Annotated in this window: 20 protein-coding genes and 1 tRNA gene; 10 read left to right on the forward strand and 11 right to left on the reverse strand. The window is 63.9% G+C overall.

What is annotated here, in order from left to right; translation table 11 throughout:
* Positions 1–51 precede the first annotated feature (51 nt).
* From OHQ90_RS09040 to OHQ90_RS09055, 4 genes are all read left to right on the forward strand, one after another.
* Positions 52–333 (forward strand): hypothetical protein, encoded by a 282-nt coding sequence (locus OHQ90_RS09040; RefSeq protein WP_328409043.1) that lies wholly within the window; start codon positions 52–54, stop codon positions 331–333.
* A gap of 417 nt (positions 334–750) precedes the next feature.
* Positions 751–1476 carry a ParA family protein gene (locus OHQ90_RS09045; protein WP_411997376.1) on the forward strand — a complete coding sequence of 242 codons (726 nt, stop codon included), beginning with the start codon at positions 751–753 and terminating at the stop codon, positions 1474–1476.
* The gene (locus OHQ90_RS09050) at positions 1476–2342 is read left to right on the forward strand and encodes a hypothetical protein (RefSeq protein ID WP_328409045.1); all 867 of its coding nucleotides are present in this window, start codon (positions 1476–1478) and stop codon (positions 2340–2342) included. Before OHQ90_RS09045 ends, OHQ90_RS09050 begins: the two co-directional genes overlap by 1 nt.
* A 732-nt stretch (positions 2343–3074) precedes the next feature.
* The gene (locus OHQ90_RS09055; RefSeq protein ID WP_442941450.1) at positions 3075–3665 is read left to right on the forward strand and encodes a C40 family peptidase; all 591 of its coding nucleotides are present in this window, start codon (positions 3075–3077) and stop codon (positions 3663–3665) included.
* 148 nt (positions 3666–3813) lie between these two features.
* Here OHQ90_RS09055 and OHQ90_RS09060 read toward each other — a convergent pair whose 3' ends face one another.
* The 6 genes from OHQ90_RS09060 to OHQ90_RS09085 all read right to left on the reverse strand — a co-directional run bounded on the left by OHQ90_RS09060 (position 3814) and on the right by OHQ90_RS09085 (position 8413).
* On the reverse strand, positions 3814–4128 hold the full coding sequence (locus OHQ90_RS09060; RefSeq protein WP_328409047.1) for a hypothetical protein: 315 nt from the start codon (positions 4126–4128) through the stop codon (positions 3814–3816).
* Positions 4129–4227: 99 nt separating this feature from the next.
* Positions 4228–4560 (reverse strand): hypothetical protein, encoded by a 333-nt coding sequence (locus OHQ90_RS09065; RefSeq protein WP_328409049.1) that lies wholly within the window; start codon positions 4558–4560, stop codon positions 4228–4230.
* A 524-nt stretch (positions 4561–5084) separates the two neighbouring features.
* On the reverse strand, positions 5085–5234 hold the full coding sequence (locus tag OHQ90_RS09070; RefSeq protein ID WP_328409051.1) for a hypothetical protein: 150 nt from the start codon (positions 5232–5234) through the stop codon (positions 5085–5087).
* Between the two features lie 262 nt (positions 5235–5496).
* Positions 5497–6510: a hypothetical protein gene (locus OHQ90_RS09075; RefSeq protein ID WP_328409053.1), complete on the reverse strand. Its 1014-nt coding sequence runs from the start codon at positions 6508–6510 to the stop codon at positions 5497–5499.
* The gene (locus OHQ90_RS09080) at positions 6507–7856 is read right to left on the reverse strand and encodes a Dyp-type peroxidase (protein WP_328409055.1); all 1350 of its coding nucleotides are present in this window, start codon (positions 7854–7856) and stop codon (positions 6507–6509) included. The genes OHQ90_RS09075 and OHQ90_RS09080 overlap by 4 nt, the downstream gene beginning before the upstream one ends.
* Entirely contained in the window at positions 7853–8413 is a 561-nt protein-coding gene (locus OHQ90_RS09085; RefSeq protein WP_328409057.1) for a hypothetical protein, read from the reverse strand. The genes OHQ90_RS09080 and OHQ90_RS09085 overlap by 4 nt, the downstream gene beginning before the upstream one ends.
* 426 nt (positions 8414–8839) lie before the next feature.
* On the opposite strand from OHQ90_RS09085, the gene OHQ90_RS09090 reads away from it, so the two are divergent.
* Positions 8840–9535, forward strand: coding sequence for a hypothetical protein (locus OHQ90_RS09090; protein WP_328409060.1), 696 nt, complete (start codon positions 8840–8842; stop codon positions 9533–9535).
* 202 nt (positions 9536–9737) lie between these two features.
* Positions 9738–10496, forward strand: a complete 759-nt coding sequence (locus OHQ90_RS09095; RefSeq protein WP_328409062.1) for an SDR family oxidoreductase — start codon at positions 9738–9740, stop codon at positions 10494–10496.
* Positions 10497–10540: 44 nt separating this feature from the next.
* On the opposite strand, the gene OHQ90_RS09100 is transcribed toward OHQ90_RS09095, so the two are convergent.
* The gene (locus tag OHQ90_RS09100; RefSeq protein ID WP_328409064.1) at positions 10541–13789 is read right to left on the reverse strand and encodes a BTAD domain-containing putative transcriptional regulator; all 3249 of its coding nucleotides are present in this window, start codon (positions 13787–13789) and stop codon (positions 10541–10543) included.
* A gap of 254 nt (positions 13790–14043) precedes the next feature.
* Here OHQ90_RS09100 and OHQ90_RS09105 point away from each other — a divergent pair, with 254 nt between their 5' ends.
* The 3 genes from OHQ90_RS09105 to OHQ90_RS09115 are packed head-to-tail and all read left to right on the forward strand — an operon-like array spanning position 14044 to position 16617.
* Positions 14044–14805: an SDR family oxidoreductase gene (locus OHQ90_RS09105; protein ID WP_328409066.1), complete on the forward strand. Its 762-nt coding sequence runs from the start codon at positions 14044–14046 to the stop codon at positions 14803–14805.
* 34 nt (positions 14806–14839) lie between these two features.
* On the forward strand, positions 14840–15670 hold the full coding sequence (locus OHQ90_RS09110; RefSeq protein ID WP_328409068.1) for an NAD(P)H-binding protein: 831 nt from the start codon (positions 14840–14842) through the stop codon (positions 15668–15670).
* A complete protein-coding gene (locus OHQ90_RS09115) occupies positions 15667–16617 on the forward strand; it encodes an MBL fold metallo-hydrolase (protein WP_328409070.1) in 951 nt (316 codons plus the stop codon). Before OHQ90_RS09110 ends, OHQ90_RS09115 begins: the two co-directional genes overlap by 4 nt.
* Positions 16618–16780: 163 nt before the next feature.
* Here OHQ90_RS09115 and OHQ90_RS09120 read toward each other — a convergent pair whose 3' ends face one another.
* From OHQ90_RS09120 to OHQ90_RS09135, 4 genes are all read right to left on the reverse strand, one after another.
* Complete coding sequence (locus OHQ90_RS09120; protein ID WP_328409072.1) at positions 16781–16999, reverse strand: hypothetical protein; 219 nt, start codon at positions 16997–16999, stop codon at positions 16781–16783.
* Positions 16996–17325, reverse strand: a complete 330-nt coding sequence (locus OHQ90_RS09125; protein ID WP_328409074.1) for an NUDIX hydrolase — start codon at positions 17323–17325, stop codon at positions 16996–16998. Before OHQ90_RS09125 ends, OHQ90_RS09120 begins: the two co-directional genes overlap by 4 nt.
* A gap of 757 nt (positions 17326–18082) precedes the next feature.
* A tRNA-Ser gene (locus tag OHQ90_RS09130) sits at positions 18083–18158 on the reverse strand.
* A gap of 85 nt (positions 18159–18243) precedes the next feature.
* Entirely contained in the window at positions 18244–18993 is a 750-nt protein-coding gene (locus tag OHQ90_RS09135) for a helix-turn-helix domain-containing protein (RefSeq protein WP_328409076.1), read from the reverse strand.
* A 450-nt stretch (positions 18994–19443) separates the two neighbouring features.
* Between OHQ90_RS09135 and OHQ90_RS09140 the strand changes: the two genes are divergently transcribed.
* A complete protein-coding gene (locus tag OHQ90_RS09140) occupies positions 19444–19623 on the forward strand; it encodes a hypothetical protein (protein WP_328409077.1) in 180 nt (59 codons plus the stop codon).
* The last annotated feature ends 158 nt before the right edge of the window (positions 19624–19781 follow it).

Genomic DNA, 19781 nt, shown 5'->3' on the forward strand with positions numbered 1-19781 from the left:
CAGGCGTCTGTTGGGTGGCGAGCGCGTCGCTGCGGGCGTGACACCTCCTGGGTGTCCGATCACGCACGGCCCGCGCCCGATGAGTTACTCCGCACGCTTTCACGGCGGGCCTTCGGGACCGTCGCCGACATCACTCGGCGCAACGAGAAGATGTGGCCGGTCTTCATCGCGGCTACCCACCGCGTATTCGCCGGGCTCGTGCGCCGCCCGGCGGATTTCGTGGGCACCGAGTTGTTGTCGGTGGTACCGGAGATCGACCCACGGGCGGCCTGTATCGACGGTGCGCCCGCCACCGCGATTTGTACCGGGCTGGTTCGGCCATTCCACCCGTGACTACACCGCCACACTCGCATCCGGCGGGGTGCTGACGTGGATTATGGCGCAGGTGAACGGCGAGGTCACCACACGGATTCGGTCCTGCATCCGGGCACTCCGCTGACGGCCGCCGAACTCCGGGCTGCCGTCGTGAAGGTCTTCGACCGATACGGGTTGACGCCCTCGTTCTGGCAATGAATTGGTGGTCACAACCGGCAGGCCGCCGTGCCGGGAGTCGCCGACCGGCGCCGGGCCGGGCGGGGTGGAGTCTACGAAGAACGAAAATTGCGTCCGCCGGACGCAATGTGTCCAATTGGACACATTCGGATTGCGCCACGCCCGAGAAATAGGACGCCGCAATCAGCTGTAATTCGCTGGCGCTGTGCGAAACTTGCCCCGCACAGTAATTTACTCCTCACCCTCGGAGGACCGTCCATGACGAATTCTGTTGCGGCACTCGATCTGCCCGAACCTCTGGTTATTACACTGGGGAATCTCAAGGGTGGTGTCGGCAAGACGACATCAGCGTTTTTCTTGGCAAGTTACTTCGCTTCGATTCACGGACTGCGGGTGCTGGTAATCGATGCCGACCCGCTCAGTCAAACCGGGTACTCGTGGCATCGACGGCTGATCAGGGGGGAAATCGAGGTCCCGTTCGAGTTGATCGCCTTCCCGTCCAGGCACGTCAACGATTGCATTACCGACAATGCCGCGAATTTCGATGTCATCATCGTGGATGCCGGGGGTGAGTCGGCCGAGATCTTCAAAGCCGCCATCCCGGCAAGCGATGAGCTCCTGCTGCTGACGAGTGTGAGCCCCTCTGAAGTCAAACGAGTGCCGAGTACATATAGGGCTGCCGAGGAGGCGGCGTCCGAAAGTAGTCGGGAGATTCGGGTGCGAGTCCTGATGACCAAGGTTCCGGTGACGATGAAGAATGGCGTGAATGTCTCGACCGAATACCGGACGCAACGGGGGAATTTGGAGAGTGCTGGATACGACGTATTCCAAACCTATTTGAGCTCTTGGAAATGGTATCGAGAGGCAGCCGACGGGGAGGTCGGCGAAGGCGCCGAGAACCCGATCGAAGATTTGGGAGAGTATCGGCAGGTGGGCGACGAGCTGGTGAGCTCATATCGGGTCGCAGTGGAGGTGCCGGCCTGATGCCTCCCCAACGTAGGAAGGGTTCGATAGGCGGCCTCAATCCGCTGGCCGACGGTGCTGAGCACACTCCACCGGTGTCGCCGCTGCGCGACGCCGAATGGCGGCGTCGGGGTGCTATCGAGACGGTCACCTCGGTGGGCGCCGCGTCCGACGCGCCCACGGAGCCGCTCCCGGAGCCGCTCCCGGAGAAGGCCCCGGGTCTGAATGTCTTGACCATGCCGGTACCCGTCGCCGGTGATGGCCCGCTGAGCGAGCGGGAGCGGTCGCAGCTGACATTGTGCGAGTCGTCGATCGACACACTGCGCATCGCATTCTGGGCCGCCGGGCGGGCTCTGCAGATTGTGCGCGACGGGCGGCTGTACCGCGACAATCACGAAACATTCGACGAGTACGTGGAACAGCGGTGGGATATGCAGCGGTCATACGCCCACAAGCTCATTCGAGCTTGGCCACTTGCGGCCCGGCTGCACCCACTGGCGCCGACCATCAACGAGGGCCAGGTTCGCGAATTGCTGCCGGTGGCTGCCGAATACGGCGAAGACGCGGCGATCACCATATACACCACGGTCGCTGGTGGCGCCGATGTGAAGGTCACTGCGGGCAAGCTCCGGGAAGCGGTCGCGCTCCTTCCCGAGCGTTACGACGAAGCCGTGGTGGTCGAGCGACTCCAGGCGTGGCTGCGTGGTGAATTGCCGGATGACTCGCACGACCGGGCGGCGGACATCTTCACCGCGATGGAATCGCGGCTCGTCGCGCTGACCCGGCGAGTCGTCAAGGGCTCGAGTGGTGATCCGGTCGCGGCGCGCGAATTCGCGGCGAAGCTCCGCACGATCGCGGAACAGATCGAGGAGCAGATCACCGCCTGAGATCTACGGTCGATGGTGCCCCGCAGTGGAATGGATTTCCGCTGCGGGGCACTTTGTATAACCGGGGTCGAAAATGCTATGCGGCATATGAACTTAGAATCAGTGCGCTGTGCCCTTCGGAATTAGTTATTGTTTCGTTATCGAAATGCAAGTGTGTCGCCCTTTACGTGGTGCAATATGTGCCGAAAGGTAGACGCTCGGATCGGATCCGCTGGATTAACAGATCACCGTGATGGTATTCGAATCAGTTCGAGGTCTTGGTGAAGCCCTACACGCCATGAAATACGGCGTCGTAAGGCCCACCATCGGCAGTCGATATGAAAATCGGAGGACCGGATCATGGCATCAACGACAGACGTCCGATATCTTCGCTCCCTGCGGCGCGTTGTTTTCTTGGCGCTTGCTGCGGGGGTTATCGCCTTCCTTGCAACATTGCTGAACTCCGCTCAGGCATCGGCTCAGCCGGTGACGATTCCGAGCGTGGGAACGTTCGAGGTTCCCGACGATATTTCGATCCCCGCGGATATTGTCGGAATCGATTTCCGGCAGAACGCCATACTGCAGAAATTGGAAGCCCCGATGGGCTCCGATACTGCCGGAGCCGGTTTCCGGCACAACGCCATATTGCCGGAATCGGAAGCTCCGATCGGTTCCAATTTTGCCGGAATAGAGTTTCTTGCCCCCGCCGCATTTCCTGAAATCGAGCTTGCTGCACTCGCCGCCGCTCCGGGAATTGAGCCTGCGACACCCGCCGGTGCCCCAGCGTTCGAGCTTTCGGCGCCCTTGGCTGTTCCGGGTGCGCAGCTTCCGGCGCCTGCGACCATTCCGGTACCTGCGACGATTCCGGTGCCTGCGACCATTCCGGGAATGGAACTCCTATTCCCCAACGGCCTTCCTCGAATCGACGTTCCATTCCTTACCAACCTTCTCGGAATGGCTCCTCCGGCGCAGACCGCTCCCGCTGTAGTGAAGCCGCCGAAAACCACCGGCCAGGTCGCCGTCGACGCCGCCCGAACCAAGCTCGGCTCCGCCTACTCCTACGGCGCGGTCGGCCCCGGCGCCTTCGACTGCTCAGGTCTGGTGCAGTGGTCCTACGGGCAGGCCGGCGTGGACGTGCCGCGCACCAGCTACGGGCAGCTCGCCGCCGGAACGCCGGTATCGCTGGACGACCTGCAACCGGGCGATTTGGTGTCGTACTACGGCGGCAACCACTCTGCCCTCTACGCCGGTGACGGCGAAGTCATCCACGCATCGACCTACGGCACCGGAGTGATCACGTCGCCGGTCTCGTCGATGCCGCTGGCGGGTGCTCGCAGGTTGTGACCGCCGCCTGTCAATGCGCCCACCGGCCCACCGTCCATATGTGCCGCACCCGAATCCACCCGAATTGTGAGTCGAGGCTGTGATGGACGACATGGCTTTCGCGGCAACTCCTCCCTCTCCCTGCTCGTACGACCGGCGCGCTTGCGCTCTACCCGCCGGCATCCAGCCCGATCGAGCAGACCGCGGCAAAGCCGAGTTCGTCGGCGCGGTATTCGGTCCATCGAGGACCGACTCGTATGGATCGTTCGAACAGTCGACTGCCCTGGATGCGGCGTTCGATGCCCCGAGCATGCTCGTAGCCGGTCGTCGAGGAACCAGCAGGCTCGCAGTCTGCGAACCCGCCGCCCAGCACGGCGTGGTACTGGGCGGCCAGATCGGTGCGAAGTGAAAGCTGCGTCCCATTGCGCGCACCCGCCGGGTCCTCGAGCGACCAGTGACGTTGCCGCAGTGGAACATAGGGCACTGGGAATCTTGATTCCGGTCATGGTTTTCGGCCCGTGACGGCCAGGTCTGATCGACCCCGGTTCGCATCGTCGGACCTGAGGTGCCGGTTGGGCATTTCCTAGAGGTTTCGATACTGGATGCAGCCAAATACATTGCGCTGTTTGATGATACAAGTCGCGCTCGCGCTTTGAATATTGCGTTCGAGGTGTAGCCGCTCGTCCGAGAGGCGCTGAAGCCACTCTGTGTCGCCGAGTGTTTCGGTGGCGGCGTCGGAGTAGTGCTCGCGCTGACTGTCCTGGATGACGATCAGGCTCGCGATCGGGCACGCGGCGCAGTCGAGTCGCAGACTGGGGCCGGAATACGCTGAGGTCCACGTCCGGATTGTGGTGAAGCGGTGAAACATGGTGGGGGCATAGGGTTTACAGGCAAATGGGCCCGCGCCTTCCTGCACGCCCAGCGAGTGGGAAGCCTTCGCGGCCGGTGTGTGGACGGCGAGTTCGTGCGTCCGTAGGCGCTGAACCGCACAGACCGGCGCGGCGGTCCGAACCGACTATGCCGGGTTTCGTCGTGTGCGCGGCTCGCTGGCCGAAGTCCAAGTCGAAGTCCAAGTCGAAGTCCAAGTCGACGGCAGATCGGCGATCGTAGTTCGGTTGGCCGAGTCCGGCGGGCGATGTTCGTACTCGACAGTGCCCACCATGGTCTGGATCAGCGTTCGCCACACCACACCACCGGAGAGTCTTCGCTACTGACCCGGGCTGAGCTGGTGTTCGGCGGTCGCAGCTTCCGGGTGCAGACGCTATGTCACTCGGCGAATGTCCTCGACTGATCGACTGATCCGGCTTCGTCGTCTGAGCAGGATCAGGGTTTCACAAATATCGGTGCCGATCGCCCTCTGTGGGCATTGCTCTTGACATCTGGCGATTATTTGAAGAGCATCGCTCTTGTTGAAGAGCAATGCTCACAAAGCGCCGGGTGTCAGCCTCGCCGTCCACTGTGGATCACGTAGGCGGCGATCACGACGATGATCATCAACAGGATCGTGGTGCCGATCATGACCGCGCTCGTGCTGTAGTTGGGGAGATCTCCCGATTCGGCGGCGAGCAGCACCATGCGTTGGTTATTCATCACTGCCTCTTTCCGATATTCCGAGCGTAGGCGTCGGAAAGCGGGTTCGGCCGTTGAGATATCGCTAAGAAACCTCCGAATTCCAAGGTTCGAGCGGGAGCATCGAGTGCCGGTACGGCCGCGCGGCGGTTGCTCCCGGCTCGCGCAACCCGGACATGATCGGCCAGGTGTGGGTCCGCGAATGGGAGGTGAAGGTTTCGGGGTCTGCGACTTCTCCGAGATGGATCGACACACTATGTACGGCACGGCCGAGTGCTTGCGGTCATTTCATGGTGGCCAGGTTGTGCCAGAGGTTTTCGAGGCTGTCGGTGCCACCGAACAGTGTGGTGAAGTTGGTGGAGTCGAGGAGCACGATGTCGCCTGCACGCGGGCCGGTGGGTGGCATCCAGATCAGCGCGTTGAATTCCGCGTTTCCGGCGGCGGTGAAGGGATGGGGCCGGGTGGGGTCGACGCGCTGGCGTCCCAGGACTCGGAGCGAGTCGCTTTCGGGCATCGTGAGCTCGTAGTGCGGCAAGTGGGGGTGGAAGTTGAATGTGGTGACGTTGTCGAGCAATTGGGCCGTGTCCAGATCGCGGAACCCGGTGAGGGGGGCGATCTCGTCGGTGCCGTCGACGACCGCGGGGCGTAGGCCCCACTTGTTGTGCACCGGCACGTCGAGCGCCTTCATCAGCGAGCGTGTGTATTGGCCGAATCGCTGCTGACGGGGCACCAGCGGGTCGCCGTGATGCTGGTATTCGGTTTGTCGCTGGGTGTAGTCGTCGGTGAAGCCGACGTCGTGGTGCGGTGCCAATAACAGGCAGGTGCCTTCGCGTTCCAGCCATTCGCGGATCGCGGCGACCTCTTCGGGCGCGGCTTCCTGTTCGGAGAGGAGGTGATCGAGCCCGAATACCATCAGCGTGTCGGTGTCGTCGAGGATTCGTTCGTCGATCGGCAAGGTGTAGCCGGCCTGGTCGATGCGCTGGAACACCGCCACGGGCTGGCCGGTCGCCGCACCGGCCAGCCGTTGAAACGCGAGCGTCGAGCGGTGGAACAGTTCGAGTGTGCCTGCGATGCCTTGCAGGAAGTGCGCTGCGTCGTATTCGGGGGTCTCGTAGCCCGGCCACAGTGCGTTGCGGACTTCGGTCATCGTGGAAAAACGGTTGTACATTTCGGCGGGATCGCGTTGGGCCTCCCACGGGTAGCTCCACGTCCAGTAGATGCTGATCCGTCTGCGCCCGTTGTGCGGGCGTGGGATGTGGTCCTGGTTATAGGTGCGCGCCCCCGGTCGGGTGTTCATGATTTCACCTCTCGACTGTCGAGGGCGGCCAGGTAGCGCAGGGCGCCGATACCGGGCAGGAAGAAGTACGCGCCGCCCCTGAGCGTGGTGAAGGCGGGCAGCCCCTCGATTACTGTGCGGATAGGCCGTTTGGGGATGGTGAACTCCAAGGTGCCGTCCTGGGCGCCGCAGATGGGGTCGTGCTCATTATCGAGTTCGTGGAACGTCTTGTCGTTGATCCAGACGTTTTGGGCGAACTCGAACTGACGAACCAGGCTGGCGCAGATGATGAACGCGGCAATGCCTCGGTCCACCCCGTCATCGGGTGCGCCCTCGGGTAACGCAGGCCCGTAGGTGGCTCCGCGACGAATCATCCTGCGGCGGTTCATATTCACTGCGGTGTCGCGTGGATTGAGTCGCCGCGCGTGCGAGCCGAGCGGTACCGCGTAGCCGTGCGGGTCCATCTCTTTGTAGTTGAAGTCATTGTTCCGCATGGGATCTGCACCCAGCTGTGGATCGTCTCGGTCGGGTGCCAACACCAACGGGGCGCCGCTTCGCCAGCGGCCCATGAACTTCGCAGCGAGCAGTTCCTGCTCGTCCGGGGTGTCGGCATGCGCACGCAGATGATCCCGAAACGCACCGACGTGTTCTTGCAGCCGTCGGTATGCCATGTAACTTCCGTTGCGGGACAACACTTCCGGTTGCGGCAGCCCATGAACCGGCCCCTCCTCATCGGGGTAGCCCAGGATGAATTCACCGGGTTTCAGCGGTGCGCCCGAGCCCGGCGTCGGTTCTTCACCGGATCCCTCGATCACCGGTTGGGACAACCGGTCCCGGAACCCGAAATGGTCATGGGCGTGGTCGAACGGAGGCGTCGCGTTCAAATCCAAGAACGACAACACCCGCACACCCGGACAGCGGGCGACGAGCTTGTTGTGCTCGGCGGTGCACCTTTGGTGCTCGGCATCGCTGCGGGCGAACAAGATCGCGATGGCGTGCAGGTCGTCACCGGCCAGCCCGCCCTCCCAGTTGTCCGGGTGATTGGCGCCCGTGTCGCCCAGGATGTCGGAGCGGGCGGCCATGCCTTCGCGGAACTCGTCGGGAAAAGTGGCGAGCGATTCCTCCGACACCCCGAGCGCACGCAGCCCGCGCCAGGTGAAGGCCAGGGTGATCCAACGCTGGGAGCTGTCCATCGAGGCGCTCGCGTCTGCCGCCGAGTCGACCCGGTCCAGCAGCTCGGCCAACCAGGCCCGGCCCCCGGCAGGATCGTCGAAGGACAGGAACTCGTAGCGGCCTGTCATCGCCGGGGTGCGCGTCAGCAGGATGTGTTGGATATCGTCGAACTCGAGCGCCGACGTAGTGGTCACTGCATCTGGTCGAGCATGTCGGAGAACGCCGCTTTGAGTCGCAGCGCCTTTTTGATTTCGTCAGCGGTGACGTAGGGGTATTCTCCGTACTCAAGGAAGCTCGGAAACTGGTGTTCTCGAACGAATTTGACGAATGCGTCCGGATTTTCCTTCCAGTCTTCGGGGAATCCTTCGAGATTGGTGAAAACGGTGGTGATGCCGGTCTGGGAGAAGAGCGCCACCGCATCCTCGGTGTATTTGTCGAAATCGGTGTCGAAGATGCCTTGGTACTGGAAATGCAATCCGGAGCCGACATCGAACAGCACCCATCGCAGATAATGCAGCCGCAGTGGTGCCAGCACATCCGGACTACCGGCGACCGCCTCCTCGATCTGCTTGCCGTATGCGCGAACGGCCTCTTCTCGGCCCGGCTTCACCTTCGCGATGATCGAGAAACCATATGCGGCGGGCGTGCGTGGATAGATCGGGCCATATCGGCCCCGCTCCAGCTCGAAATAGCCTTCGGCCGGTATGGCCATAGCCGCCGGTTTGCTCCAGTTACGATCGGTCGTCGACATGGCTCCACCTTCCATACCGCTATAGGAAACCGGGCGCCGATCAGCGTACGCCTCCAGGCGCATGGCCGCAGCGCAATGCGCGGTGAATGCATGCGCTGACGTCGCCCGAATCGAGCGGTCATACTTGCTGGTAGAGACCTAACAGAGGCCGTTCACCGGGAATCGGATCGGCTAACGGATATTGGTCGGTCCCGTGGATCGACGTCGCTTCGACCGGGTGTCCGGCGATATCGCCACGCTGCCGCGACCTACTCCACCAAATTTGAGTGTGTCCAGTTTGCTGTGCGAGCCAAAAAGTGAGGTTGGAAACGAGCGGCTGTCGTATGTCCAGGCTGCAAGGGGATCCCGGAAGCTGAAAATGCCCTTGCCCACTTATTCGGAGTCGTCGACCCGCCAAAATATGCTCAGGTTTGGCAGGATGATGCCATGTCAACGCAGCCGCAGCACCCGGATCAGGCCTCGACTTTTCGCAATCTGTCAACGCCGCGAGCCGCCGCACTGGCTGGAGTCTTATTCGCGGTGTTGTTCGGAACAACGTTGATTTTGATACGCATCGAAATACCCGAAGGCGTTCGGGATTCGACTGAGTTGATGAAGAGCCCACAGACCGCGATCAAGACAGCGACCGTGCTGATGCCCTTCGCGGGCATCAGCTTCCTGTGGTTCATCGGCGTAGTGCGCGACGGATTCGGGCGCTACGAAGACCGGTTCTTCCTGTCGGTGTTCCTCGGCAGCGGGCTGCTGTTTCTGGCGATGATGTTCGTCGCAACCGCCACCGCCGGAGCGCTGGTGGCAAGCAACACCGGAGTCGTCGATACGGCCGCCCATGCCGAGGTGGTCAGCTTCGGCAAGATGGTCGTGTTTTCGGCGACCCAGACGTATGCGCTTCGGATGGCCGCCGTGTTCATGATCTCGTTGGCGACAATTTGGTTGAAGACCAGGTTGATGCCCCGGTGGCTCGCCGGCCTCAGCTACCTGCTGGCGCTGACACTGCTTATCGGGAGCGAAATCAGCATGTGGGTCACGCTGGCGTTTCCTACTTGGGTGCTCGTGGTCAGCGTTCTCATCCTGGCCCGCTCGGGACACGTCGACAACGAGCGGACAACACGCGACTCCGACTGAAACGTGGAATAGCGAACTACGCACCAGCGGTGTGGAATTCAACTCGGACGGGCCATCGCACGAGTGCCGACTCGGTCCGGCTCTCGGCGCGCGTTCACCACTGTCAGCGTGTGTCAGCCGATTGACAGCGCGATGTACCAGCGTGTGCTGCGGCGGCGATGCGCTGTTGATCCGAAGGCTGTGGTGAAGGGAAGAACGAGCGATGTCCGATGTCATTGGTGCACGCGATTTGGTAGGTAAGGTCGCGTTGGTAGTCGGCGGGAGCCGAAATCAGGGTGCGGCGTTCGCTGAGAACCTCGCCGCCCGTGGGGCGACCACCGTCATCAGCTACCTCGGTAACGAGTATGCCGCGCAGCAGACGGTGGCCACGTTGACCAAATACGACGTGACCGCGGCGGCTGTCCGCTCCGACGCCACCTCGTCGTCGGAGGTGGACGCGCTGTTCGCGAAGGTGGTTGCCGAGCACGGCAAGCTGGACATCGTCATTCACACTCCGGGTGCGGTGATCAAGAAGCCGCTCGTGGAATTCACCGACGAGGACTTCGATCATCTCATCAACCTCAATACGCGCAGTGCGTTCAATACGCTGCGCGCCGCCGCTCGCCATCTTTCCGATGGTGGGCGCTACGTGGTGCTTTCGACGACCCTGACCGCGATCATGACCGGCACCTACGGCCTGTATTCGGGCTCCAAGGCCGCCGTCGAGCGCATGGTGCTCGCCGCGTCCAAGGAGTTGGGTGCTCGTGGTATCACCGTCAACGCGGTCGCGCCCGGACCCATCGACGACGACTTCTACCGGGGCGCGGAGACCCCCGAATCCATTGAGGCGGCAACACATCACAGCCCGCGGGGGCGGCTCGGTATCCCCGAGGACATCGCTCCGGTCGTCGGGTGGTTGGTGGGTGACGGCGCGGCGTGGGTGTCGGGCCAGACGATTCGTGCCAACGGCGCGATGTTCTGACCTGCGTCGGGTGGACCGATAGCTTGCGGCTTCGTGCGGTCGGCTCATGGCTCAGGCAGTCGAGGACCCTCGTGCTGTATCACATGGATCACACTGTCCGGTGCGGTCGTTGCCCGCGTCGTCATTGCGAATCCGCGGCGGCGGATTCGGATCTCGGCGAGGAGTGCATAAAGGTCGTCGACGGTGAGTGCGTGCCCGACAGCGAGCGCGCGGTCGTAGGTGGCAGGCTCGAGCTGGGTTCTCGCGGCGTCGATGATCTGCTGTGCACCAGGCCCGCGATGGTTGTGTTCGGAGCACAGGTTGTCGTGGGCCTCGATAATCGTCACCGCGAGTTCCGCGTCCCCGTCGGCCAGCACCGCGGACCCATAGCCCATACTGATCGCGAACAGTAAAGGCAGATTGCCGCTGAGCTGCTGTAGTGCCAGTGCGGCAGCCAACTCGGTGTGGGCGCTGTGACGGTCACCGTTGCCGACCAGCGCAATGGCATACACGGTCCGGCCCCAGGTCTCGACGAAGGTCGCCATGGTGTCGACCGGACGATCCGCCCGTGCCCTGCTTGCGGCCAGCATGGGGAGCGCCTCGTGGAAGCGCGCCAACGCCTCGCCGAGTTCGCCACGACGACGGGCTATCTCGGCTTCCACCACGTGCATCCACGCTCGGGTGAAGGTGGGTACGGTGGCGTCGAGTCGGACACGGGCGCAGGCGATCTCGCCCGCGGCTCCAGCGATGTCACCATGCCACACCCGTAGTTGTCCCAGCCACGTGCGTACCCCGACGACCTCATCGGCACTCGTCCAGGTGGCGGTCAGTGCCGCCGCTTCCGCCATCGCTGCCGATGCCGCGGGTAGCCCGAGCGTATTGGTGCGCTGCTTGGCAAGGACCAGCAGCGCCCTGGTCAGCCCACGGGGCTCGCCGATGTCTCGAAGTCGGACGAGAGCATTCTCCAGGTCGAACGCCGCGGCCTCGTGTCGAGCGGCGTCGAGCAATTCGACGCCACGTCGCACCTGGGCGTTGGCCGCGAGCCAGGGGTCGGTGGATCGAACGCATTCGTCGAGCAGCGTCCGATCCCCACCGCGACTGTATTGCAGCGCGAGCATGAGAACAAAGGCAGGGTGTGGCTGTCGCTGCTCGGTCATAGCCTGCCGCACGAGCCGGTCGAGACTATCCGAGTCACCTTCTGCTCGGCCCCACGAAAAAAGGTCGTAATGCACCGGCAAGCGGTCCGCGAAGGCGCAAGCCAGGTAGTCGGCAGTCGATCCGGGTGGCGGTTGTCCGACCAGTCGGAGCACTTGTTCTCGCCAGTGCATTGTCTCGGCGTGGAAGCCGCACAGTGCCCAGTACCAGATCAGGTTGCCGTACAGGCGCAACGACCGGTCGATGTCGACGGTTTCCACGGCCCACCCCACTGCGGCGACGCAGTTGTCATGTTCGATGTTCAGTCGGGCGACCCATTCGTGCTGGCGTGCGGTCCGTAGTGCCGGCTCGGCCCGCTCGACCAGGTCGAGAATGTAATCCGCGTGCGCTCGATCCAGCGCCGCACGCTCGCCCGTGGCCGCGAGTTCCGTTGCGGCATAGGCGCGGATGGTTTCCAGCATGCGATAGCGCGCACCATCGAACTCGACGAGCGACTTGTCCACCAGTGAAGCAAGCGTATCGAGGTCACCCCCGCAGACCTGCTCGACGGCGTCCAGTGTGGCACCGCCGACGAAAACCGAAAGCCTGCTGCCTAATTCGCGCTCGGCTTCGCTCAGCAGATCCCAGCTCCAGTCCACCACCGCACGCAGCGTCTGGTGGCGGGTTGCCGCGGTGCGATACCCGTTGGTGAGCAGCAGGAATCGGTCGTCGAGCCGCTCGAGAAGCGTGCTCGGTGACAATACGCGGATGCGCGCCGCGGCGAGTTCGATGGCAAGCGGTAGCCCGTCGAGTCTGCGAACGATGCCGCTGACCGCCGCGCAATTGTCGTCGGTGAGGGAAAAGGCCGGGAGCACGGTTTCGGCGCGATCGATGAAGAGCCGCACGGCAGCGGATTCAGCGGCCGCCGCGGTCGTGTGTTGCCTGTCGGGCAGTGCCAGCGGCATCACCGGGAAGAGGGTTTCGTCGACAACGCCGAGCGGTTCGCGGCTGGTGGTCATGATGGTCAGCGCGGGACAACGCTGCAGGATTCCGTCGACAAGCTGCGCCGTGCGTACGGCAAGGTGTTCGCAGTTGTCGATGATCAGCAACAGACGCTTGTCGGCCAGCACCGAGCAGATCTGGGTGAGCGCGTCGGAACCGACGTCGTCCCGATTCGCGGAAACGGTCAATGCTGCCAGGATGGCGTTGCCCACCACGCTCGGGTCGGTCACCGAAGCGAGTTCGACCAGCCGCAGGCCATGCGGCCAGCGCGTCGTGATTCGGGTCGCGGTCTCCACGGCCAGCCGGGTTTTCCCGGCACCACCGGGACCGACCAGGGTGATCAATGCATTCGATGTCAGCATGCGATCGAGTCGGTCGACGTCGGCGTCACGGCCGACAAAGCTGGTCGAGCGGCCAGGCAGCGAGGGTGTGCTCACAGTCGGCTGCGGTGCGGCATGGATCTCGCGCAGCGCGGCGGTCAGCGCCTGCCCCGGGTCGGCGGCCAGTTCACGGTCGAGCAAGTCCCGGGTCTGTTCGAACACTCGCAGCGCCTCGGCGGGGCGTCCCGCTGCCGCGAGCGTCCGAACCAGGGCGGCGGACAGCGTCTCTCGGAAGGGATGTGCCGCGGCCTCCTGCGTCAGTTGCTGGATCAGCTCCCCGGCGCGACCCATGGTCAGATACGCGTGCGCTCGTGCCTCGATCGCGGTCAGTCGCTGCGCGGTCAGGGCTGCGGCAACGGACTCGAACACGGCAAAGTCCAGCAGATCGGCAAGGGCCGGTCCGCGCCACAATGCCAGCGCAGCATCGATCAGCTCGGCGGCCTGTTCGGACTCGCCACGCTCCAGGTGCCATGTCCCTTCGGCGACGAGCTGGGTGAAACGAGGTGCGTCGACGGCATCGGAGGGAATCGTCAGCACATACCCGAGACTGCGGGTCTCGATCGGATTCGCCGGCGCCATCGCCGCTCGCAGCCGTTTGACCAGCGACTGCAGTGCGTTAGCTGATCCGACGGGCGGTCGATCACCCCAAATTCCGTCGATGAGCCTGCTGGTCGAGACCACCTGGCCCCGATCCAGCGCCAGCATCGCCAGCAATGCGCGGACTCGCGGACCTCCGACGGACACGGCCACCTCGTCCGCGGAGAATATGGAGACCGCGCCGAGTAGGGCTACCCGCATGAATTCTGGAGGGTCGAGCGCACCGCATACAACACTGAACAGTTGTACCAGTGTTAGCGCTGCTGTGCTGGTCAGCGCCGTGAAATCGGACATCGGTGACCGACGGGCAAGGACGTGTCCGCCCTACTCGCGATCGGCCCACCGCCGTGGGGATCGCCTGTCGGTCCCGGTCGTCGTCTCCAGGGGATGACTGATGCCAGCGCACTGACAGCGACTGACAGCCGCTCGTCAGCACGCTGGGAAATACTCCACCCATGAGTTACGACAACCTCACCGGTCGGACCGCCGTTGTTACCGGAGCGGCAAGCGGCATGGGCGAGGCCACCGCCCGCACGCTCGCCCGATCCGGCGCCCGCGTCGCACTGCTGGCACGGCGCACCGGTCGGCTGACCGAACTGGCTGCGAAGATCGCCGCGGACGGCGGTACGGCGGCGGTGGTCACCGTCGACGTCACCGACCCGGACAGCGTCACCGCGGCAACGGCCCGGGTACACGAGATATTCGGCCCTGCGAGTGTGGTCGTCAACGCCGCTGGCGTCATGCTGCCCAATCCGATTCTCGCGGCCCGCGACGACGAATGGGCGCGCATGGTCGACACCAACATCACAGGCGTGCTGCGCGTAATCCGAGCTTTCGTCACCGACCTCGTCACTGCCGCGGACGCCGGGCACCCGGCCGACCTGGTCAACGTCTCCTCGATCGGCGCCCACGTCGCCTTTCCCGACTACGCGGTCTACGGTGCGACGAAGGCGGCTATCACGCAGCTGTCAGCGATGTTGCGCACCGAACTCGGGCCACGAAACGTCCGCGTCACCAACATTGAGCCCGGCCTCACCGACACCGAATTGGGCAGCCACATCGACAATCCCGAGCTCACCGACCAGCTCGACGGAATGTTCATCGCCATACCGGCACTCAGCGCCGACGACGTCGCCGACCTGATCGCCTACACCGTCAGCCGCCCCGCGCACGTCAACCTTCGTCAGATCGTCGTGCTGCCGACCAAACAGGCATGATCGGTACCGCACGGCTTTGGACCGAAAGGAAATAATGATCTTGGTAACGGGTGCCTCCGGCAATGTCGGAGGCGCACTTGTCGCGGAGTTGGCCGCACAGAGACGTCCGGTACGCGCATTGGTTCGCGACGCGGGGAAAACCACCCAGCGCCACGAAGTCCAGTTCGTCGAAGGCGATTTGAACCGACCGGACAGCCTGTCCGAAGCCCTCGCCGATGTCGAGGCAGTGTTCCTGCTCGGCGGCTTCCGCGATATGCCAGGGGTGCTCGCGAAGGCGCGGGCGGCAGGGGTCGCGCATGTCGTGTTGCTGTCGTCGCGATCGGTGGTGGGTGGTCACGCCGACAATGCCATCGTCAAGATGCACATGACCGGTGAGGCCGCGATCGACGCATCGGGTATCGACTGGACGTTCCTGCGGCCGAGCGGCTTCATGTCCAACACCTTCGAGTGGCTCGAACAGCTACGGGCCGGTGATGTGGTGCGCGCGCCGTTCGGCGGAGTACCGATAGCCGCCATCGATCCACGTGACATCGCGAGCGTCGCCGCGGCGGTGCTTACCCGCCGTGAGCAATACGGGCGTAGTCATGCACTCAGCGGCCCTGCGGCTCTGCTGCCCGCGGATCGTCTGGAGATGCTGGCCCAGATCCTCGACCGGCCACTGCGTTTGACGGCACAGTCCGACGCCGAGGCGAGGGTCGAGATGAGCCGGACCACCCCGGCCGAGTACGTCGATGCCTTCTTCCGGTTCTTCGCCGACGGCGAGTTCGACGATGCGCCTGTCGTGCCCACGGTGCAGGAGATCACCGGACGGCCACCTCGCACCTTCGAGGACTGGGCCACCGATCACGCGGAGGCGTTCCGATGAAGCGATCGACAGTGTCTTTGCTCGCCCTGCTCTGTGTGGCGGGCTGCTCGTCCACCGTCGAGCACCCGCCGGGGGAGTCCGCACCTGTGGTCGGCCGATTCGCCTCCGCCAACCCGGGTTCGGTCAATACCTACTGGTGGCAGGCCCCGCAAGGACTGGTCGTCGTCGACACCCAGCGGTCACTGACCGACGCCCACGCGGCACTGGCTGCCGCCGAGGCGACCGGCTCGCCCATAGCCGCGGTCCTGATCACCCACTCCCACCCCGACCACGTCGGTGGCGTCGGAGTGTTCCATCAGGCATCCCCCAACGCCCCGGTCTATGCCTCCGCACCCGTCGACACCTCGATGCGCACCGACCCGCTGCACTTCTACGACGTCACCCGCGCACTCCCCAATTCCGACTATGCGCTCCAAATAACCTATCCCGACCACACTTTCGCGCCAGGCGCGACGATCGACGCGGCAGGCACCGCACTGGAGACCGCCGAGTTCGGACCCGGTGAGACCGAGACCGCAACGGCCTACTACGACCCGAAGACTCGAGCCCTCTTCGCCGGAGACCTGGTAGCGGACAAAGCAACTCCCGCGCTGCTGGAGGGGCATTCCTGCGGCTGGCTCGTCGATCTCGACCGACTGCGCACCCGTTTCCCACACATCCGAACGATCTATCCAGGCCACGGCGCGCCCGGCGGCCCCGAACTCATCGAGGAACAGCGCACCTACCTCGAGCATTTCCGCCACCTGGTGCGCGCCGCGCTTCCCGACGGCACGGATCTCACCGAGGACAAGCTGAACTCGATCACCGCAGAACTGTCGCGCGACTATCCCGGCTACCCATCGGTCGCCTCGCTCCCCACATTGGTGGAGGAGAACGTCAAGAGCGTGGCGAGAGAAATCCGCGCCGAGGACCCCGGCACGCTACCCACCCCGTGCCGGGCCGGTTGAGCGCTGGAACCCCCGCCTCGGCACCCTGCTGCCGCGCCCGCATCGCTCTGTGGCTCGGTGCGGTTACGTCATCTCAGGGTCGGTTGTCCGTGACAGGCGCGACGGCTCGCGTCATTTGATCCCGGACCGGAAGAGGCCGAGCTTCTGCGAAGAGGAATACGGCCTACGGGCTGCGGTGCGGTGCTAGTAGCCAGCGTGTTCGTTGCAATGCCGCTTCGGCTTCGGTGGCCAGTTCACACATGCCGGTCTTGATCGCCGCCCGGATGGTCCGCTGAATCTGATGAGGCAAACGGTGCTGCTCTGCTGCCGTGATGGCCTCCGCAAACGCTTCGGCGGCACCTCTATGTTCACTGATCGCGACCAGCACTTCGCCCGTCGTCACCCCCTTTGGACGTTCTCCGCTGCCCGGAGTTGAGCGAACCAAGTCATGACGGATCGCTTGTAGCCGTCTGGCATGTTCAAGCCAGCTATCTCGTCCTCACGAAACAACCCGACCCCTTTGTGTTCGTGCGACAAAACTGGTTCGGCGTCGGTGTCCGGGTAGCAGCCGTAGGTCACGATGAACACATGCTTCTCGACCTGGTTGATGTAGTAGATCCATGAGTCGAGAATCGGCCCCGTGGTAACCGGCCACTGCGTCTCTTCGGTGATCTCGCGAGCTACACACTCTTCGGGCGTCTCGTCGGTTTCGATTCTGCCGCCCGGCAATTCCCACTCTTCGCGCTCGTTCTTTTTCGTGCCTGTTCACGCTTGAGAGCAGCCTGACGCCGACTCTCAGCCCGCGCTCCGATAAAGGCTGTCGGACCCGCACCGAGAGCAGTGCCCAGAACACCGACCGCAGCAACAAGCACACAAGACCATGATCTGAGACTAGCTCCGGCCCAACAGTGTTCGTATATTTATGTCTCGCCCATCACCGAAACCCTCGAGCTGCTGCGGCACCGGGCCCGGTGCCGCCAACTGAACTGGGGTCAGCTCCGGTGCAATGCTTGCACTGCGACTGTTCTGGTGAGACCGGGGCGCGTAGCTTCTCGCTGGTGCGTTGTGCCTGTCGGTGACCGGCGCGTTGCCACCAGGTGGTGGTGTCGGAGAGTTGTCCACGGTCGCAGCAGTCCCGATCGCGAGGTTGTGCATCGCGTCGGTGTGGTCGGCTTCGGCGGCTCGCCGGTACCAGGTGAGGGCTTCGTCGAGGTGTCGGGATCTGTCGAGCATGATGGCGAGGTTGTACATGGCGTCGGTGTTGTCGGACTCCGCCGCTCGGCGCCACCAGAGTTCGGCGTCGTTGACCCGTTTTACCTGGTGTAACGGGATTGCCAGATTTCCAGCCTCCGGACATGTCGATCGGGCCTCGGCTCGCCGCGCCCTGTCGCTGTCCCCACAGTGATGAACGGCGAATGGTGCGCCTGGGGAATCGAACCCGCGACGCCAAAAAACCGCCCTGGGCTGCGGAAACGCAGTAGCAGGTTGGTGCCCTCGGCAGGATTCGAACCTGCGACACCCGCTTTAGGAGAGCGAATCACCCGGATTCGGGAGCTGTGGGCACAGCATAGGCATGGTCTCTATCAGGGGCGAATGTGTGACACCAGCAGACGTCGTGTCAGGGGGTGGTGTAGTCAAGCCGGCCATTCAGTCCTGCGCTACCTCAGGTGGGCGGTCGAATGCCTCGATGCTGGCCTTGGACGTCGACGGGTCCTGTAGGACCAGCTCCCAGGGCCCGGTGTTGATATCGAAGCTCTTGCCGAAGCCCAGCCACTTTCCGGCCATCCGTGTGCCGGTGAGCTCGATCAGCAGCTGTATCGCGCCGTGGTAGCGCGCGCCCCGGTAGTAGCCCTGCGCAGCGGTGCGCTCGGTCCACGTCCCGGTTGCCACGTTGCCGTCGATGCTCAGGTCTATCTCCAGCAACGACGCCGCCGACCCCGGCAGGCTACGCACGGTCAGGCGGTCGTCGTGTTGCAAGATCACGACGTGGTGCACGGCCGTGAACGTGGCGTCTCGGCCGCTCGAGTAGTACTCGTAGCGCGACAACCAGATCCCGGAGTAGTTGCCTGGATTGGGTCGTGGTGCCGTAGCGGACAATTCATGCGACACCCGGCCGATAGCGGAGTCGACCACATGCCCGTTCTCGTCGTCGCCAGATAGGCTCCGGCCAGCCATCACGGCCCCGAAACCCAGTGTCTCGATTGGCAATCCCATCACCTTCTCCAGTGCGCGTACGTGCGATGCTCGCGGGTTGAGGGTGATACCCGCTTCCCACCGTTGGACCAGGCGCTTCGTTGCGCTCGTACAGCCCACGTCGCGCAGCGCGCGGGCCAGGTCGTCTTGGCTCATCCTCCGCGCGTTGCGCGCCGCACGAAGGGCTGTGTTCGGGGTGGTCATGTCGCCACGCTAATGCAATGACGCCGGAATGTCGCCCCCAATATGTGTTGATTGACGCCGGTTCGGTCGTCGCTTCGTCATGCCTGCGCGGCACACGCTGGAGGTGGCCCCGCCGCCGGGTGACTCCCTCATCCGCACCGCCGGATGTGAGCCGCTGGCAGTGCAATTCGGACTCCGGCGGCGGGTGCTCACCAATGCAGCCGAGCCGACCAGGGGGACCGATGGGTACCAGCACGACAACCGAAACGGCGGTACTTGCGGTTCTCGCGCCGGGTGGCATGTTGACCGCCGCCCAGATCAGCGAGCAAGCGCAGCTCACCGGCTGGGCCGGGCGATAGGTCAGCTCGAATCACGCGGCCTGATCTTGGCGACGCCGCACGCTCCCCGCTGGTCGATCACTCCGCGCGGTAGGGCGGCGACGAAGGCCACCACAAGCCGGGGGCACGCGGGATGATCGGCGAGGGGGGGATCCTCATCGGATTCATCGTCGTGATCGGGCTGCCTCTGGCCGTGCTGGTCGCGGTGATCCTGTGGCCAGAGCGCATCCCGAAAGAGCGCACGGTGGAAGCGATTCGGCAGCGGGTAGAGGACGAACGCGGACGCCCTGAGAGCGGGTCCGACCGCCGATAACGGCCTGGCTCAGTCGAGGTCGGTTACGAAGAAAACCGCATTCGGTCTGCGGAATTCGAACGGCAGGTCGGCGTCCGGCCAGTCCTGCTCGACGCCACCATCGAGATGTCCGATCCCGTCGCCCACGATCACACGCCATGTCTGCGGCTGAAGTTTTG

This window comes from Nocardia sp. NBC_00403 (assembly GCF_036046055.1).
GTDB lineage: Bacteria > Actinomycetota > Actinomycetes > Mycobacteriales > Mycobacteriaceae > Nocardia.

Coding starts and splice junctions, on each gene's coding strand:
- OHQ90_RS09045 (WP_411997376.1), top strand. CDS start 751: ATGACGAATTCTGTTGCGGCACTCGATCTGCCCGAACCTCTGGTTATT.
- OHQ90_RS09050 (WP_328409045.1), top strand. CDS start 1,476: ATGCCTCCCCAACGTAGGAAGGGTTCGATAGGCGGCCTCAATCCGCTG.
- OHQ90_RS09070 (WP_328409051.1), bottom strand. CDS start 5,234: ATGAATAACCAACGCATGGTGCTGCTCGCCGCCGAATCGGGAGATCTC.
- OHQ90_RS09075 (WP_328409053.1), bottom strand. CDS start 6,510: ATGAACACCCGACCGGGGGCGCGCACCTATAACCAGGACCACATCCCA.
- OHQ90_RS09085 (WP_328409057.1), bottom strand. CDS start 8,413: ATGTCGACGACCGATCGTAACTGGAGCAAACCGGCGGCTATGGCCATA.
- OHQ90_RS09090 (WP_328409060.1), top strand. CDS start 8,840: ATGTCAACGCAGCCGCAGCACCCGGATCAGGCCTCGACTTTTCGCAAT.
- OHQ90_RS09095 (WP_328409062.1), top strand. CDS start 9,738: ATGTCCGATGTCATTGGTGCACGCGATTTGGTAGGTAAGGTCGCGTTG.
- OHQ90_RS09100 (WP_328409064.1), bottom strand. CDS start 13,789: ATGCGGGTAGCCCTACTCGGCGCGGTCTCCATATTCTCCGCGGACGAG.
- OHQ90_RS09105 (WP_328409066.1), top strand. CDS start 14,044: ATGAGTTACGACAACCTCACCGGTCGGACCGCCGTTGTTACCGGAGCG.
- OHQ90_RS09110 (WP_328409068.1), top strand. CDS start 14,840: ATGATCTTGGTAACGGGTGCCTCCGGCAATGTCGGAGGCGCACTTGTC.
- OHQ90_RS09115 (WP_328409070.1), top strand. CDS start 15,667: ATGAAGCGATCGACAGTGTCTTTGCTCGCCCTGCTCTGTGTGGCGGGC.
- OHQ90_RS09135 (WP_328409076.1), bottom strand. CDS start 18,993: ATGACCACCCCGAACACAGCCCTTCGTGCGGCGCGCAACGCGCGGAGG.
- OHQ90_RS09140 (WP_328409077.1), top strand. CDS start 19,444: ATGATCGGCGAGGGGGGGATCCTCATCGGATTCATCGTCGTGATCGGG.